At 68.5% G+C, this 13,117-nt stretch carries 17 protein-coding genes; 12 read left to right on the top strand and 5 right to left on the bottom strand.

The window, feature by feature from the left end:
* Window positions 1–93 precede the first annotated feature (93 nt).
* The 6 genes from ACFYZ8_RS37515 (at window position 94) to ACFYZ8_RS37490 (ending at window position 4,836) form a co-directional block, all read left to right on the top strand.
* A complete protein-coding gene (locus tag ACFYZ8_RS37515) occupies window positions 94–813 on the top strand; it encodes a hypothetical protein (RefSeq protein ID WP_388540007.1) in 720 nt (239 codons plus the stop codon).
* Window positions 810–1,655, top strand: coding sequence for a hypothetical protein (locus tag ACFYZ8_RS37510; protein WP_359038090.1), 846 nt, complete (start codon window positions 810–812; stop codon window positions 1,653–1,655). The genes ACFYZ8_RS37515 and ACFYZ8_RS37510 overlap by 4 nt, the downstream gene beginning before the upstream one ends.
* Entirely contained in the window at window positions 1,652–2,593 is a 942-nt protein-coding gene (locus tag ACFYZ8_RS37505) for a hypothetical protein (RefSeq protein WP_388540010.1), read from the top strand. The genes ACFYZ8_RS37510 and ACFYZ8_RS37505 overlap by 4 nt, the downstream gene beginning before the upstream one ends.
* Window positions 2,594–2,818: 225 nt before the next feature.
* A complete protein-coding gene (locus ACFYZ8_RS37500) occupies window positions 2,819–3,394 on the top strand; it encodes an FABP family protein (RefSeq protein WP_388540013.1) in 576 nt (191 codons plus the stop codon).
* Between the two features lie 28 nt (window positions 3,395–3,422).
* Window positions 3,423–3,860, top strand: a complete 438-nt coding sequence (locus tag ACFYZ8_RS37495; protein WP_359038096.1) for a transcriptional repressor — start codon at window positions 3,423–3,425, stop codon at window positions 3,858–3,860.
* Between the two features lie 10 nt (window positions 3,861–3,870).
* Window positions 3,871–4,836: a folate-binding protein gene (locus tag ACFYZ8_RS37490; protein WP_359038098.1), complete on the top strand. Its 966-nt coding sequence runs from the start codon at window positions 3,871–3,873 to the stop codon at window positions 4,834–4,836.
* Window positions 4,837–4,839: 3 nt separating this feature from the next.
* Here ACFYZ8_RS37490 and dtd read toward each other — a convergent pair whose 3' ends face one another.
* Window positions 4,840–5,265: a D-aminoacyl-tRNA deacylase gene (dtd, locus tag ACFYZ8_RS37485; RefSeq protein ID WP_359038100.1), complete on the bottom strand. Its 426-nt coding sequence runs from the start codon at window positions 5,263–5,265 to the stop codon at window positions 4,840–4,842.
* Window positions 5,266–5,434: 169 nt separating this feature from the next.
* Here dtd and ACFYZ8_RS37480 point away from each other — a divergent pair, with 169 nt between their 5' ends.
* Window positions 5,435–6,058, top strand: coding sequence for an aerial mycelium formation protein (locus ACFYZ8_RS37480; protein ID WP_388540017.1), 624 nt, complete (start codon window positions 5,435–5,437; stop codon window positions 6,056–6,058).
* 357 nt (window positions 6,059–6,415) lie between these two features.
* On the opposite strand, the gene ACFYZ8_RS37475 is transcribed toward ACFYZ8_RS37480, so the two are convergent.
* Entirely contained in the window at window positions 6,416–6,601 is a 186-nt protein-coding gene (locus ACFYZ8_RS37475) for a hypothetical protein (RefSeq protein WP_007382983.1), read from the bottom strand.
* A gap of 185 nt (window positions 6,602–6,786) precedes the next feature.
* On the opposite strand from ACFYZ8_RS37475, the gene ACFYZ8_RS37470 reads away from it, so the two are divergent.
* Window positions 6,787–7,704: a winged helix-turn-helix domain-containing protein gene (locus ACFYZ8_RS37470; RefSeq protein ID WP_388540020.1), complete on the top strand. Its 918-nt coding sequence runs from the start codon at window positions 6,787–6,789 to the stop codon at window positions 7,702–7,704.
* A 52-nt stretch (window positions 7,705–7,756) separates the two neighbouring features.
* On the opposite strand, the gene ACFYZ8_RS37465 is transcribed toward ACFYZ8_RS37470, so the two are convergent.
* On the bottom strand, window positions 7,757–7,945 hold the full coding sequence (locus tag ACFYZ8_RS37465) for a hypothetical protein (RefSeq protein WP_037710989.1): 189 nt from the start codon (window positions 7,943–7,945) through the stop codon (window positions 7,757–7,759).
* A 178-nt stretch (window positions 7,946–8,123) separates the two neighbouring features.
* Between ACFYZ8_RS37465 and ACFYZ8_RS37460 the strand changes: the two genes are divergently transcribed.
* Window positions 8,124–9,005, top strand: a complete 882-nt coding sequence (locus tag ACFYZ8_RS37460; RefSeq protein ID WP_359038107.1) for a winged helix-turn-helix domain-containing protein — start codon at window positions 8,124–8,126, stop codon at window positions 9,003–9,005.
* Window positions 9,006–9,034: 29 nt separating this feature from the next.
* Window positions 9,035–9,748 carry an HAD-IA family hydrolase gene (locus tag ACFYZ8_RS37455; RefSeq protein WP_359038109.1) on the top strand — a complete coding sequence of 238 codons (714 nt, stop codon included), beginning with the start codon at window positions 9,035–9,037 and terminating at the stop codon, window positions 9,746–9,748.
* Here ACFYZ8_RS37455 and ACFYZ8_RS37450 read toward each other — a convergent pair.
* Entirely contained in the window at window positions 9,745–9,876 is a 132-nt protein-coding gene (locus ACFYZ8_RS37450) for a hypothetical protein (RefSeq protein WP_359039635.1), read from the bottom strand. The two genes, ACFYZ8_RS37455 and ACFYZ8_RS37450, sit on opposite strands and share 4 nt — an antisense overlap.
* A gap of 234 nt (window positions 9,877–10,110) precedes the next feature.
* Between ACFYZ8_RS37450 and ACFYZ8_RS37445 the strand changes: the two genes are divergently transcribed.
* Window positions 10,111–10,977, top strand: coding sequence for a GntR family transcriptional regulator (locus ACFYZ8_RS37445; protein ID WP_359039637.1), 867 nt, complete (start codon window positions 10,111–10,113; stop codon window positions 10,975–10,977).
* Here the strand turns inward: ACFYZ8_RS37445 and ACFYZ8_RS37440 are convergent.
* Window positions 10,964–11,737: an HAD family hydrolase gene (locus ACFYZ8_RS37440; RefSeq protein ID WP_359039639.1), complete on the bottom strand. Its 774-nt coding sequence runs from the start codon at window positions 11,735–11,737 to the stop codon at window positions 10,964–10,966. The genes ACFYZ8_RS37445 and ACFYZ8_RS37440 overlap by 14 nt on opposite strands.
* 242 nt (window positions 11,738–11,979) lie before the next feature.
* Between ACFYZ8_RS37440 and ACFYZ8_RS37435 the strand changes: the two genes are divergently transcribed.
* Window positions 11,980–13,077, top strand: a complete 1,098-nt coding sequence (locus ACFYZ8_RS37435) for an aminoglycoside phosphotransferase family protein (RefSeq protein WP_388540025.1) — start codon at window positions 11,980–11,982, stop codon at window positions 13,075–13,077.
* The last annotated feature ends 40 nt before the right edge of the window (window positions 13,078–13,117 follow it).

Below are 13,117 nucleotides of genomic sequence, written 5' to 3'. Positions count from 1 at the left end.
AAGCGCGCATACGGAATGCGCGCTTCACGTCTTGTGGGGGACGCGTTGGAAGTACCCGAGGTACCGGTGGTACCCGAAGCACCCGAAACTCCCGTGGCGAGAACCGGTGGGCGCCGCCGGGGTCGTACGACACTGCTGATCGCCGCCGCGGCCGTACTCGGGGTCGTCGCCGGAAGCTGTACCGGCTATCTGATCCAGGCCGACCGGGAGCCGACGAAGCTGCCCTCGCTCTCCCAGCCGGCCCTCGCCCAGGCCAAGGGCCCGGCGCCCGATCCGCTGCCCGCCTCCCAGGACCGTCGGGTCAAGACCGACGGCGACCTGCGCAAGCTGCTGCTGAAGAAGCCGTCCGGGGCCAGGACGGCCGACTGGGCGAGCGATGACGGCTGGATGACGCTGGCCGACCTGGCGGAGACGTACGACGATCAGGCCGGGGCGTTCAGCGACCTCGTCGCCGAGGAGTTCCGCCGCGCGGCCGACACGGGCTGGGAGGTCGGCGGCACCTACAACGTCGAGATCCGCCTCGCTCAGTACCGGCAGGAGGAGCAGCTGCAGGCCTCCGACCTGGCCGACGGCGAGAACTACTACGAGGACTCCGAGGCCGGCACCAGGAGCTGGCCGGTCCCGGGCAGCGACAACGGCATGGTGTACGTCCACACCAAGCCGGACACGAAGCCCGGTTATCTGCCGCAGTACAACGCCACGGCCGTCGCCTGGCGTGGGGACATCGTCATGAAGATCTTCGTCTGGGACACCAGGCCCATCCCCAAGGCGAAGATCATGGACCTGGCCGAGCGGCAGGTGAAGAAGCTGTGAGCGAGACAGAGAACCAGCGGGTGGGAGAGGTCGGTCCCGCCGAGCTCACGGCGTCCAGCGAGCCCGTCGAGCCCGTGGCGCCCGCGAAGAAGCCGGTCCGTCGCGGCCGTGTCGCCGCGGTGGCCGGGTCGGTGGTGCTGGCCGTGGCGGTCGTCGCCGGGGTCGGTTACACCGTGGTCACCGTCGACGGTGCCGACCGTGACGCGGGTGCGCCCGTGTGGAAGTTCCCGAAGCACCGGGCCGCCGAGGAGAAGGCGGCCCCCGCCAAGGGGCTGTCGGCGATGCTCGTGCCGTACGGCGCCGACGGCTGGAGCCGGGGACCGGACATCGGGGAGTACGGCTACGACGCCGAGCTCAGCGGTGCGAAGGCCACCGCCCTGCGCAAGGAGTCGCTGGCCGGGCTGCCCCGTACCCAGCGCAAGGAGCTGGAGAAGCAGATCGACAAGCAGCGCCTCACGGGTATCGCGATGCGCAGCTACCTGAGCACCGACGAGCTCTCCTCCGTCTACACGGACAAGGCCTCCACGGTGACCATCGAGCTGGTGCAGCTGGACAACAAGGCGGCGGCGCGGGGGATCACCAGGTTCCAGAACGAGTTCCTCGACGCGTTCGACGATGTCCTGCGTGACGGGCCCCGGATCGAGGGCCACAAGGACGCCCGCTGCTTCCTGCTGCCGACGGACAAGGCCGAGAAGCTGGACTCGATGCTCTGCTCCGCCCTGCAGGGCAACGTCCTGGTCAGCCTCAGAGCGGACAGCGCGAAGCCAATGCAGCAGCACGGGGTCGCGATGCTCATGCGCGAGCAGCTCGACCGCATCGCGGAGCCGGGGGAGTCGGTATGACCGAGCAGACGGAAGACACGACCGACCGGGTCGGGGTGGCGGAGCCGGCCGGCAGGGCCGATCAGAGTCATCTGGCGAAGACGGCGGAGCAGACCGCCGAGAAGGAGCGCGCCGTCCGGCCCGAGCCGGGCGAGCCGCAGGACGGCGTGCCGTCCCCGGCAGCCCCGACTGCCCAGAACCGCCGCGTCCTACGAGCAGCCCTCCGCTGGACCGCCGCCCTGGTGACCTTCGCCGCGTTCGGCGCCGGGACCGCGTACGGGATCGCCGGGATGGAGCGGACGGACGTGCCGGGACTGGCGACGGTGTCGGACGGGCGGTGGGTGTATCCGACGTTGACGAAGGCGCCGCTGCCCTCGGGCAGTCCTGGTCCGCTCGCCGCGGAGAACAAGGCCGGCAGTCACTACGCCGATCTGCGGGCGCTCGTGCTGCCCGCGCCCGAGGGCGCGACCGTCGACAAGGCGCTCAGCGGTACCGACGGCTGGTCGGCGACCAAGGACCTGCTCTCCGAGTACGCCGGGAAGGAAGACCGCGAGGAGCTCGGGAAGAAGCTCTCCGAGAACGGTCTGCGGCACATCGCGGCCCGCGGCTGGACCACCCCCGACGGCACGCACACCAGGATCTACCTGCTCCAGTTCGACACCGCGGCCGTCGTGGACGACCTGTTCGGCAAGGACATCGCCCCCTACGGCAGCCCCGGCTACGCCCTGCGCGGCGCCCCCGACTCCGTCTCGGACGAGCACTTCCCGGACGCGGCCCGGATCACCGACATCACGGCCTCCGTCTACGTCGAGTCCAAGCCGTACGGCGAGGAACAGACCCGCCACGCCTACCTCGGCGCCGGCGACGTACTCGCCCTGGTCGTCCAGTCCCGCAAGGGCACCGCGAACCCCGTCCCCTTCCAGCAGACCGTGACCCTCCAGGCCCAACTCCTGGGCTGAGTCCCGGCAGGGGAACCTCGCACGGTCCCCCGGGCCCCGGCCGCGTAAGCTGGGGCCCGGCCCGTGTACATGCACCGCACTCCGCTCATCCGAGGAGCACCCCGTGGAGATCTTCTTCGAAGCCCTGCTGGTCCTGGTCTGCGTCGGCGTCCTCGCCTTCGCCGGACTGACCGTGAAGAAGCTGTACCAGGGCCAGCGCTGACCCCCGTCTAGGAACCGCCACTCATGATCGAGATCCCGTCCGACCTCCACAAGGACCTCGTCCCGCTCGCCTTCCTGCTCGGCAACTGGGCCGGCGCGGGCGTGCACGACTTCCCGGGCTCGGAGAAGTGCAACTTCGGCCAGGAGGTGACCTTCAGCCACGACGGCCGGGACTTCCTGGAGTACGAGTCCCACACCTGGGTCCTGGACAACGACGGCAACAAGGTCCGCCCGCTGGAGAGCGAGCACGGCTTCTGGCGCATCGACGCCGACCGCAAGGTCGAGGTGACGATGGTCCGCGACGACGGTGTCGTCGAGATCTGGTACGGCGAGATGGCCGCCCAGAAGCCCCAGATCGACCTGGTGACCGACGCCGTCGCGCGTACGGCCGCCTCGGGGCCGTACAGCGGTGGCAAGCGCCTGTACGGCTACGTCAAGAGCGACCTCATGTGGGTCGGCGAGAAGCAGACCCCCGAGGTCGAGCTGCGCCCCTACATGTCCGCCCACCTGAAGAAGGTCGTCACCCCGGAGGAGGTCGAGCGCTGGGCCAAGGCCCTGCCCGACGATATGCCGGACGACGGGATCGCTTTCTTCAAGTAGTTCCGCCGAGTGGTCCTAGACTTCCAGTGTGGTGAGCACCGACTGGAAGAGCGACCTCAGGCAGCGCGGCTACCGGCTGACGCCGCAGCGCCAGCTTGTCCTCGAAGCTGTGGACACCCTGGAGCACGCGACCCCCGACGACATCCTCACGGAAGTGAAGAAGACGGCGTCGGGGGTCAACATTTCCACGGTCTACCGGACCCTGGAGCTCCTGGAGGAGCTCGGCCTGGTCAGCCACGCCCACCTCGGGCACGGGGCGCCGACCTACCACCTCGCCGACCGCCACCACCACATCCACCTGGTCTGCCGCGACTGCCAGAACGTCATCGAGGCGGACATCGGGGTGGCCGCCGACTTCACCGCGAAGCTCCGGCAGGAGTTCGGCTTCGAGACCGACATGAAGCACTTCGCGATCTTCGGCCGCTGCAAGGACTGTTCCCTCAAGGCTTCAACTACCGAGTCGTAGGCTTGTGCATATGAAAAGCCCCCTGTTGTCCCTGCCCGGCGCCGTCCCCGCCGAGGGCGTGGACGAAGGCGTAGCCGCGCACTACGGCGACCTGTTCCGCGAGCAGCGCGCCCTCGCCGACGGCAACGGCTTCGTCGACCTCTCGCACCGCGGGGTCGTCTCCGTCACCGGCGACGACCGCCTCAGCTGGCTGCACCTGCTGCTCACCCAGCACGTCAGCGACCTCCCCACCGGTCAGGCCACCGAAGCGCTGATCCTCTCCGCGCACGGACACATCGAACACGCCCTGTACCTCGTCGACGACGGCACGACCGTCTGGGCGCACGTCGAACCCGGCACCCAGGACGCGCTGATCGCGTACCTGGAGTCGATGAAGTTCTTCTACCGGGTCGAAGTCGCCGACCGCACGGACGAGTTCGCGATCGTCCACCTCCCCGCCGGTTCCATCGCCGAGGTGCCGGAGGGGGTCGTCGTACGCGAGACGCCGTACGGCCGCGACCTGTTCCTGCCGCGCGCGGAGCTGGAGCCGTACGCCGAGAAGTCCGGTCCCGCGGCCGGTCTGCTGGCCTACGAGGCGCTGCGCGTCGAGCACCACCGCCCCCGCCTCGGCTTCGAGACCGACCACCGCACGATCCCGCACGAGCTGGGCTGGATCGGTACGGCGGTCCATCTCCAGAAGGGCTGCTACCGCGGCCAGGAGACCGTCGCCCGCGTCCAGAACCTCGGCAAGCCCCCGCGCCGCCTGGTCTTCCTGCACCTGGACGGCAGCGAGGTGCACCTGCCGCCCGCGGGCGCCGACATCCGGCTCGCGGACGAGGGGCCCGACGGCCGCAAGATCGGCTTCGTGACCACGTCCGTACGGCACCACGAGCTCGGCCCGGTCGCGTTGGCGCTGGTCAAGCGGAACATCCCTCTGGACGCGCGGCTGATGGCCGACAGCACGGCCGCCGCCCAGGAGGTCGTCGTCGAGCCGTAGAGCTCACATCTCCAGCAGGACCGTGAACGGGCCGTCGTTCGTCAGGGACACCCGCATCTGCGCCCCGAAGCGCCCGGTGGCCACCGTCGCGCCCAGGGCGCGGAGCTGGGCGACCACCTCGTCGACGAGGGGCTCGGCGATGTCGCCGGGGGCGGCGGCGTTCCAGGTGGGGCGGCGGCCCTTGCGGGCGTCGCCGTACAGGGTGAACTGGCTGATCACCAGCAGCGGGGCGTCGATGTCGCTGCACGACTTCTCGTCGTGCAGCATCCGCACCGACCAGAGTTTGCGGGCGAGTTGGGCCGCCTTCTCCTTGGTGTCCTCGTGGGTGACCCCGACGAGGACGCAGAGCCCCTCGCCGCTGATCTCCCCGACCGTCTCCCCGTCGACGACGACGCTCGCGCCGTCCACCCTCTGCACCACTGCACGCATGGGCCCCATCATGCCGGTCCCGCGGGAAGGGGCCGTGTTCGGGTTGGTATTTGATCCTTAACCCCCCATCTGGGGCTGTTCGGGGCCGTTCGGGGGCACTCGGTCACATAGCGGCCACTTGGGGTGGCACGATGCTTCCACACGCCGGTCGAGGGGACGGTAGAGGCGCATGAGCACACCGAGTACCGGGCAGCATTCCGGGCCCGTCCGCGTTGCCCGCAGGGCGGAGCCGGAGCCACCCCGGCCGCCCGCGCAGCGTACGGACAGCCACCTGCTGCCCCCGGAACCGTCCGAGCACGATCTGGCCGCACTGAGCCTGCCCGAACTGCGCACCCTGCGCCGGGACGCCCAGCGGGACGAGGCCGACCTCAGTTACGTCCGACGGCTGCTGCAGGGCCGTATCGACATCCTCCGCGCGGAACTGCTCCGCCGGTCCCCGACAGCCTCGGTGCCGGACCGCCTCCCGGAGGCCTCGGTGGTCGAGCGGCTCTCGGAGATCCTCACCGACGCCCCGGCCCGCCACCGTTCCTCGGCCCGCCACGTCACGCTGGGCACCCCGCACAGCGAGGAGTACCGGCTGCTGGCCGCCGAGATGCTCGCCGAGGTCGAACTCTCGGACCTCTCGGCCCGCACCGACCTGGAACTGAGCACCGCGATGGGCCGGCTCGTGCGGTACGAGCAGCAGGTGTCGGGGCGCCGGCAGCGGCTGCAGCGGACGGCGGACGAGTGCAGCGGGGAGATCGCACGGCGGTACCGGGAGGGGGAGGCGCAGGTGGAGGATCTGCTGACTTAGGGCGCGGTGCGGGTGCGGGTGCGGGAAGAACGAGTGGGCGCCGGCCGGGAGGCCGACGCCCTCTGCGTACGTCCAGGCGGCCTTGGTGCCCGGACCTGTTCTGGGACTCCCTTCCGGCGGGGACGGGTGGACGGTGTTCTTTCCGGGGTCTTTCCGGACGGTCTTTCTGGACGGCCTTCCTGGCCGTGCTTTCGCATCCGTAGCGAGAGCTGTTCAGTTGTGGCTGTGCGGGTGGTGCGGCGGACGCCGCTGTTCGGTTGTCGGTGTTCAGTTGTGGCTGTGCAGACCGACCGGGCTCCCGGCTCCCCTCCAGGGGGGAGCCCGGTCAGCCGGATCCTGGGCCCGGCGGGGCGGGCGTCATCCGGACTGGGCGAGCAGCATCACGAGGATGACCGCTCCGATGCCACCGATCGCGACGTTCTTGGACTTCACGCCGATCGTCAGGGCGAGGAACGCGATGATGCCCATCGCACCCCACTTCCACTGGACGAGCGCCTCGAAGCCGACGGCGAGGGCGGCGATGGCGACAGCTAGGAACGGCATGACGGTCCCCCCTTCGGGACGGTGGCACCTGTCGACCACCGACGTGGCCAACCCTGTGAAGTTTTGACCATGTTTCCCAAGGTTGCTCAAGTTGGCGACCAACTTCACTGTACTTATCTCCGCTTGGATGCGTCTCATAACCACCTTCCAGTGAACTGCCCAAAGATGGCGGGAAGTTGTAGTGTTTGGTCGTGGACCCGAAACACGCCCCCGTCACTGGACGGAAGAGGTCACAGCGGCCACAGAAGTCCCACCGTGAGGTGGCCGACGAGCTCCGCGCCCGGATCCGGTCCGGCACGCTGCGGGCAGGTCAGCGCATGCCCACGCAGGCGCGGCTGGCCGACGAGTTCGGCGTCGAGCGCGGGGTCGTACGGCAGGCGCTGTACCTGCTGCAGACGGAGCACCTGCTCACCAACGTCTCCAAGGGAAGCCCGGCCACCGTCGCCCCCGACCTGGGCCTCAGCAGGTCGCTCACCGGCCCGGGAGCCCCGCCGCAGCCCACGATGGTCTCCCTCGGCCCCCGGATCACCACCGCGCTCGCGGCCCCGCACGTCGAGATAGACGCCCTGTGCCTGACGTCGGTGTCCCTCAACCTCGCCCTCGGTGAGGGCTTGCGTCAGATCCACGCCGGGCGACTGAATCCGGCCAAGATCGACGTACGTATCCTGCTGCCGGGCCGGGACATCGACCTCGCCTTCCCGGTGCCGGTCGAGGGCCGCGGCGAGGACGACCCGGTCCACGAGCGCTGGCTGGCCCAGCGCAACGCACAGGGGCAGGTCCTCCAGCACAACCTCCTGGCCCTGCGCGCCACGCACGGCATCGACGTCCATGTCACCTTCCGCGCCCTGCCGTTCACCCCGCCGGTGAAGCTGTACCTGCTGAACGGCTCGGAGGCGCTCTTCGCGTACTACACGCTGAGCCGTCGCAAGGAGGAGATCGACGACGAGCACCTCGAGCTCTACGACTCCGAGGGCACCCAGTCGATGCTGTTCGCCTTCGAGCAGGGCGCCGGCCTGCGGGACACGACGTTCGTGGAGCAGTCCCATCTCTGGTTCAACGCACTGTGGGAGACCATCAGTTCGGAGCTGGCGCTCACGAGCTGAGGTCTCCCACAGCGGCGATCCGGTTGCCCGGTGATCCGGTTGCCCTGTTCCGTCACAGGGCGGGCCCCGCGACCAGCAGAGCGAGGACGACGGCCCCGGTCGAACTGATCGCGGGGTTCTTGGCCTTGAGGCCGATGGTGAGCAGGAGCATCCCGATGATGCCGCTGGCTCCGTACTTCCACTGCAGGGTCTGCTCGACACCGACGACGAAGACGGCGGAGAGGAGGGCGAGGGCGGGCATGGTGGTTCCCCCTTCAGGCTTCGGGGCGGGCGAGGCGGGCGAGGCGAGCAGTGCGGAGGCAAAACTTTCACCAACTCAACCAAGTTGGCAACCAACTCTAACTATGTTGTCCCCACTTGGTGGCAGTTGATAAACAACTTCAGAACAACTCCCCATAGATGGATTGGAGTTGTAACGTTTGGTCGTGACCCAGGAGAACGTGGCAGTGAACGGCAACAGAAGGCTCTCGCCCCAGGAAATCGCCGACACTCTGCGGGAACGCATCCGCACCGGCGACCTCAAGGCCGGCGACCGCCTCCCCACCCAGGCCGAACTCGCGGAGGAGTTCGGGGTGGAACGGGGCGCGGTCCGCCAGGCGCTGCGCGCCCTCCAGGAGCACGGGTTGCTCAGCAACGTGAGCAAGGGGAGCCCGCCGCGGATCGCGGAGCGGGTGCCGGGCCATTCGGGGGAGCCCCAGCCGACGATGGTCGGCCTCGCCCCCCGCCTCACGGAGGCCTTCTCCAGTCCGCACGTCCGCGTCGACGCGGCCTGCCTGACCTCGGAGACCCTGATGGTGGCCCTGAGCGAGCCGGTCCGCCTCATTCACGAGGGCCGGATACACCCCGAGTCCATCGACGTGCGCATCCTGCTGCCCTCCCGCGACATCAACCTCGCGTTCCCGGTGCCGGTGGAGGCCCCCGACGACGACAACCCGGTCCACCAGCGCTGGCTGGACATGCGCAACGCCCAGGGTCACGTCCTGCGCCACAACCTCCGCTCCCTGCGCTCCTCCCACGGCATCGACGTCAAGGTCACGTTCCGCGCCCTGCCGTTCACCCCGCCGGTGAAGCTGTACCTGCTCAACGGCTCGGAGGCGCTGATCGCGTACTACATGGTCGCCCGCCGGGAGGAGGCCACGGACGCGGGACTGCTGGACATGTACGACGTCCTGGGCACGGAGTCCCTCCTGTTCTCCTTCGAGAAGGGGGCGGGCGAACGGGACGCCGCGTTCGTGGACCAGTCGCAGAAGTGGTTCGACGCCCTCTGGGCAACCATCACCACGGACCTGACACTCTCCTAGTGACTTCTGATACGACGGAGACAGATCAGGTGGCATCGCACACCGAGAACGAGACCGGGAATCTGCAGGACCTGATCGCCCGCGCGCGGGTGGTGCTCTGGGACTTCGACGGGCCGATCTGCAGCCTGTTCTCCGGGCACTCGGCCGAGAAGGTGGCCATGGAGCTGGTGGCCTGGCTGGAAGGACGCGGCTTGCACGGCCTCGTCACCGACAATGAGCGGCAGACCCTGGACCCGCACGCCGTGTTGCGCGCCGTGGACGCCCGGCACCCGGGCAGCGACCTGGTCGCGGAGCTGGAGGAACGTCTCACCAAGGAGGAGCTGAGAGCGGCGGCATCGGCGATGCCGACCGCCTACGCCGACCCTCTGATACGTACCTGGACGGCTGTGGGCTCTCGTCTGGCCATCACGACGAACAACTCACCCCGTGTGGTCCGTACGTACCTGGCCGGCCGCGACCTGGTCAGCTGCTTCGCCCCCCACATCTACGGACGTACCTCCGACCTGCACCATCTGAAACCGCACCCGCACTGTCTCAACCGGGCCCTGAGCGCGATGGGAGCGGCCCTCCCCGACGCCCTGATGATCGGCGACACCCCCTCCGACTACCTCGCCGCCCGGAGCGCCGGCGTCCCGTTCCTCGGCTACGCGCGTAACAAGCGCAAGGAGAAGCTGCTACGGGACGCTGGAGCCACGTCGATCGTGGGTTCGCTGTTGTCCGTCCTCGAAGTGCTCCAGGCCTAGGCCTGGAGCATCAGGACGACGAAGATCACAGCTCCCGTGGACACGCAGGCCGTGCTGCGCGCTTTGAGACCCGCGCCGACGAGAAGCAGGCACATCACGCCGAGCATCCCGAAGCGTGAGGTGAACATCTGGTCCACGCTCAACGCGAGGACGGCTAAAAGCAGTTGCGGAACGACCACGACTCCCCCAGTTGACGCTGCCGGACACCCATTCCCGATACCGATCAACTTTCAGTCCAATTGGACTGGTTGACTCAGTGGAGTGATTCCCGGAAGTGCTGATCCAGTAACTGGCAGCAAAACTGGGCCACTTACTTGACTGGAAGTGGCCTGCTGGATGGAGATGCGCGGTACGGTCGAGATGTGAGTGACGGCAACAGCGGCGAGGGCGGCGGCAAGGAGTTCGAGCGCGTCGCGGGTGATCTGCGGGCGCGGCTGACCGACGGCACCTACCCCGTGGGTTCGCTCCTGCCGTCCCAACGCGCGCTCGCCGAGGAGTTCGGTGTCTCCCGGGACACCATCCAGCGGGTGCTGCGGGAACTGTCCAGCGAGGGCTGGATCGTATCGAAGCAGGGCAGCGGGTCCAGGGTGGTGAGAGGGCAGCGCATCCAATCACCGACGAGCGACCGCATGGTCACGCTGCGGCCACTCATAGACCACGCCTTCGAGCAGCCCGACGTCATGCTCGACGTCTTCACGTTGACGTCCGAGTCGCTGGACACCCATATCCGCCTTCAGGCCGAGCGCATCCGGCTCCGTCAGATCGCCCCGCAGCGCATCGTCGTACGCATGCTGCTGCCCTCCGAGTCGCTGGTGCCGCCCTACTGGCGGACCGGCCGCGCCGCGGACGACGAACTGCTGAAGCAGCGATACCTGGCCATCTCCCGGCGGCACACCGCGTCCGTCCGTTCGGTGCTGCGCAATCTGGAGGCGGAAGAGCTGGTGTCCTCGGTGGACGTGCAGATCCGTCATGTCGAGCTGATCCCGCACGCCAAGCTCTACCTGCTCAATGGAGTCGAGGCGGTGTCCGGCCCCTACAAGCCGTACCGGCGCTCCATCGTGCTGGACGACGGCACGGAGATCGAGGGCGCCGTGGACGTGGTGGGCCTGGGCGCCGGACTCACCCACCACGTCAAGAACCCGGACGATCCGTACGCGCCGGGAACGGTGTTCGTGGACGGTATGCGGGAGTGGTTCGAATCCACCTGGGAGATCCTCACCGGCCGGTAGGCGACAGGGGCCTCGCGGGCGCCACCCGGTCGAGGAGCTGCTCGGCGGCCGCGATGACAGGGGCGTACGAGGTGACCACGGCCTCGGCTCCGCGGGCGCTCATCTCCTGCGCGCGCGAGCGGTCCTGGGTGAAGCCGATGAACGGCGTTCCCGCCTTCTGGGCGGCCTCCAGGTCGGTCAGCTGGTCGCCGATCAGCACGCAGGCGGACGCGTCCAGGGAGAGCCGGACGAGGGCCCGCTCCACGCAGTCCGGATCCGGCTTCATGAGCCCCGCGTTCCTGGGGTCCCTGCCGCATACATGGACGAACTTCTCCTTCAGCTCAGGAGCTTTGAGGTACTTCCGGATGGGGCCCTCGGCGTTGTTGCTCACGACGGCCAGCGGCAGGCCGAGGTCGTGGAGCAGGTGCACCAGGGTGACGACGCCCGGTGTCCGCACGGCCTCTCTGACCGCCCCCCGCTCCTGCCGGGCCACGATGCGTTCCGCGAGGGTGAGCGGCCGCCGGAAACGAGGCTTCGGGTCCGACCGGTCGTACATGTCCCTGAGCCGCCTCAGGATCTTGTGGGAGTCGTCGCACTCTTCGACTTCCTGGTCGAGCGTGCGCCAGTACCACCGTGCCCTGCGCTTGATCTTGTCCGCCACGCCCTTGGTGGACGCTCCGTCGAAGAGATCACAGACGGGCCCGTCGAAGTCGAAGAGCACCGCCCGCGCTTCGGTGAGCAGCTGGAATACGGCTTCCTGATCGTCGATCGCGTCGCTCATGGGCCTCCCTATGTCCCGACTGTCCCTACCCGTGAGTGACTTGGGCTACCCCCGGGGTGTCGGCCTGGCAACGATCCGAGGCCCCGGAGGGATCCGGGTTGCGCCCGGAGCACGCTCGTTCGGGGCAGGGCGTCCGCCGGGCGGGTCCGATGGACGAGTTCTCCCTCGACGCGGCTCGACGATGGAGTAACGTGCCTCATCCCTTACACCTGCGGCTCCACCGGAACGGCTGAACCCAGCGAATGACTCCCCAACTGGTCTCCGAGGCCAGGCGTCTCGCCGACGTCCTGGGCGGCGGCTCCAGCGTGGTGAAGGGCCCGCTCAAGGGCTACCACCACGAGACGTATGTGCTGTTCCTCCCTGGCGGAAGCCGGATCGTCAAGGTCCGTGAACCGCGTGCGGAGATCCTTTGGTTCGACCGCCGGTGCTTCCGGTCGGAGGAGGATCTGCTGCGTGCCCTGCAGGGGCGGATCACCCGTATCCCCGACATCGTCGATGTCGAGGGCATGGGGCTTCAGGGCTTCATCGAGGGACGGACGGTCGGCGGTGGACCCCTGTGGTGGAGGCGGCGTGTGCCCGCCTCGGTCTTCGGTCAGATCGTCGACCTTTTCCGCGAGATGGCGCGGATCACCCCGGACACGCTGACCGTGGACCGGCGGTGCGGGAACAGGGATCGCGCGGAGGAAGGCGACTGCAACGGCTTTCTCGACCGTCTGATCGTTTTCTGCGAGGACCAGGTCTTCGACAAGAACAGCGAGCGCTTCGGTGAGCTCTTCGGTGAACTGGGCGTGGAGAGAGAATCGTTCAGCCATCTCCGCAAGCATGTTTCCGGGTTGGGAGAACGCCCTTTCTGTCTTCTTCACGGCGACCTTCACCGGCAGAACCTGATCGTCGACCCGGGTGGTCGACTGTGGGCGATCGACTGGGAACTGGCGATGTTCGGTGATCCGTTGTACGACCTGGCGACCCATCTTTACCTGATGAAATACCCTGCGGCCCAGGAGCGCGGCATGGCCCGGGCCTGGTGCGAGGTCGTGGAGCAGGCCCGGCCCGGCAGCTCGCGCGGATGGGCGGAGGATCTGCCGAAGATCCTGGCCTTCAAGAAAGCGCAGTCTGTGTACACGGACATCGTTCGGGTGTCGCAGTCGTTGCTGGGGCCCGAAGGTGCGGCGTTCAGCCGTGCCGGGATTCCGTGGGCGGCGCTGAAGTTGCAGAAGGTGCTGGGGGACGCCGCCGGGACACTGGGACTGAAGCGGGTGCCCAGTCACTCGGAGATCGCGGGGGCGCTCGTGCGATGGAGCCGGGCACAGGATGCCTACGGGATGAACTCGACCGCGTAGGACAGGTTTTGCCGTAGTGGCGCAGTAGCCTGTTCCAGTT

This window comes from Streptomyces sp. NPDC001668, from assembly GCF_042893155.1.
GTDB lineage: Bacteria > Actinomycetota > Actinomycetes > Streptomycetales > Streptomycetaceae > Streptomyces.
This window is presented reverse-complemented; position numbering and strand designations above follow the sequence as displayed.

Bases quoted from the DNA above. Each gene is read 5' to 3' on its own strand.
- ACFYZ8_RS37505 (WP_388540010.1), top strand. From the start codon at position 1,652: ATGACCGAGCAGACGGAAGACACGACCGACCGGGTCGGGGTGGCGGAG.
- ACFYZ8_RS37490 (WP_359038098.1), top strand. From the start codon at position 3,871: ATGAAAAGCCCCCTGTTGTCCCTGCCCGGCGCCGTCCCCGCCGAGGGC.
- ACFYZ8_RS37500 (WP_388540013.1), top strand. From the start codon at position 2,819: ATGATCGAGATCCCGTCCGACCTCCACAAGGACCTCGTCCCGCTCGCC.
- dtd (WP_359038100.1), bottom strand. From the start codon at position 5,265: ATGCGTGCAGTGGTGCAGAGGGTGGACGGCGCGAGCGTCGTCGTCGAC.
- ACFYZ8_RS37435 (WP_388540025.1), top strand. From the start codon at position 11,980: ATGACTCCCCAACTGGTCTCCGAGGCCAGGCGTCTCGCCGACGTCCTG.
- ACFYZ8_RS37475 (WP_007382983.1), bottom strand. From the start codon at position 6,601: ATGCCGTTCCTAGCTGTCGCCATCGCCGCCCTCGCCGTCGGCTTCGAG.
- ACFYZ8_RS37450 (WP_359039635.1), bottom strand. From the start codon at position 9,876: ATGTTCACCTCACGCTTCGGGATGCTCGGCGTGATGTGCCTGCTTCTC.
- ACFYZ8_RS37440 (WP_359039639.1), bottom strand. From the start codon at position 11,737: ATGAGCGACGCGATCGACGATCAGGAAGCCGTATTCCAGCTGCTCACC.
- ACFYZ8_RS37480 (WP_388540017.1), top strand. From the start codon at position 5,435: ATGAGCACACCGAGTACCGGGCAGCATTCCGGGCCCGTCCGCGTTGCC.
- ACFYZ8_RS37465 (WP_037710989.1), bottom strand. From the start codon at position 7,945: ATGCCCGCCCTCGCCCTCCTCTCCGCCGTCTTCGTCGTCGGTGTCGAG.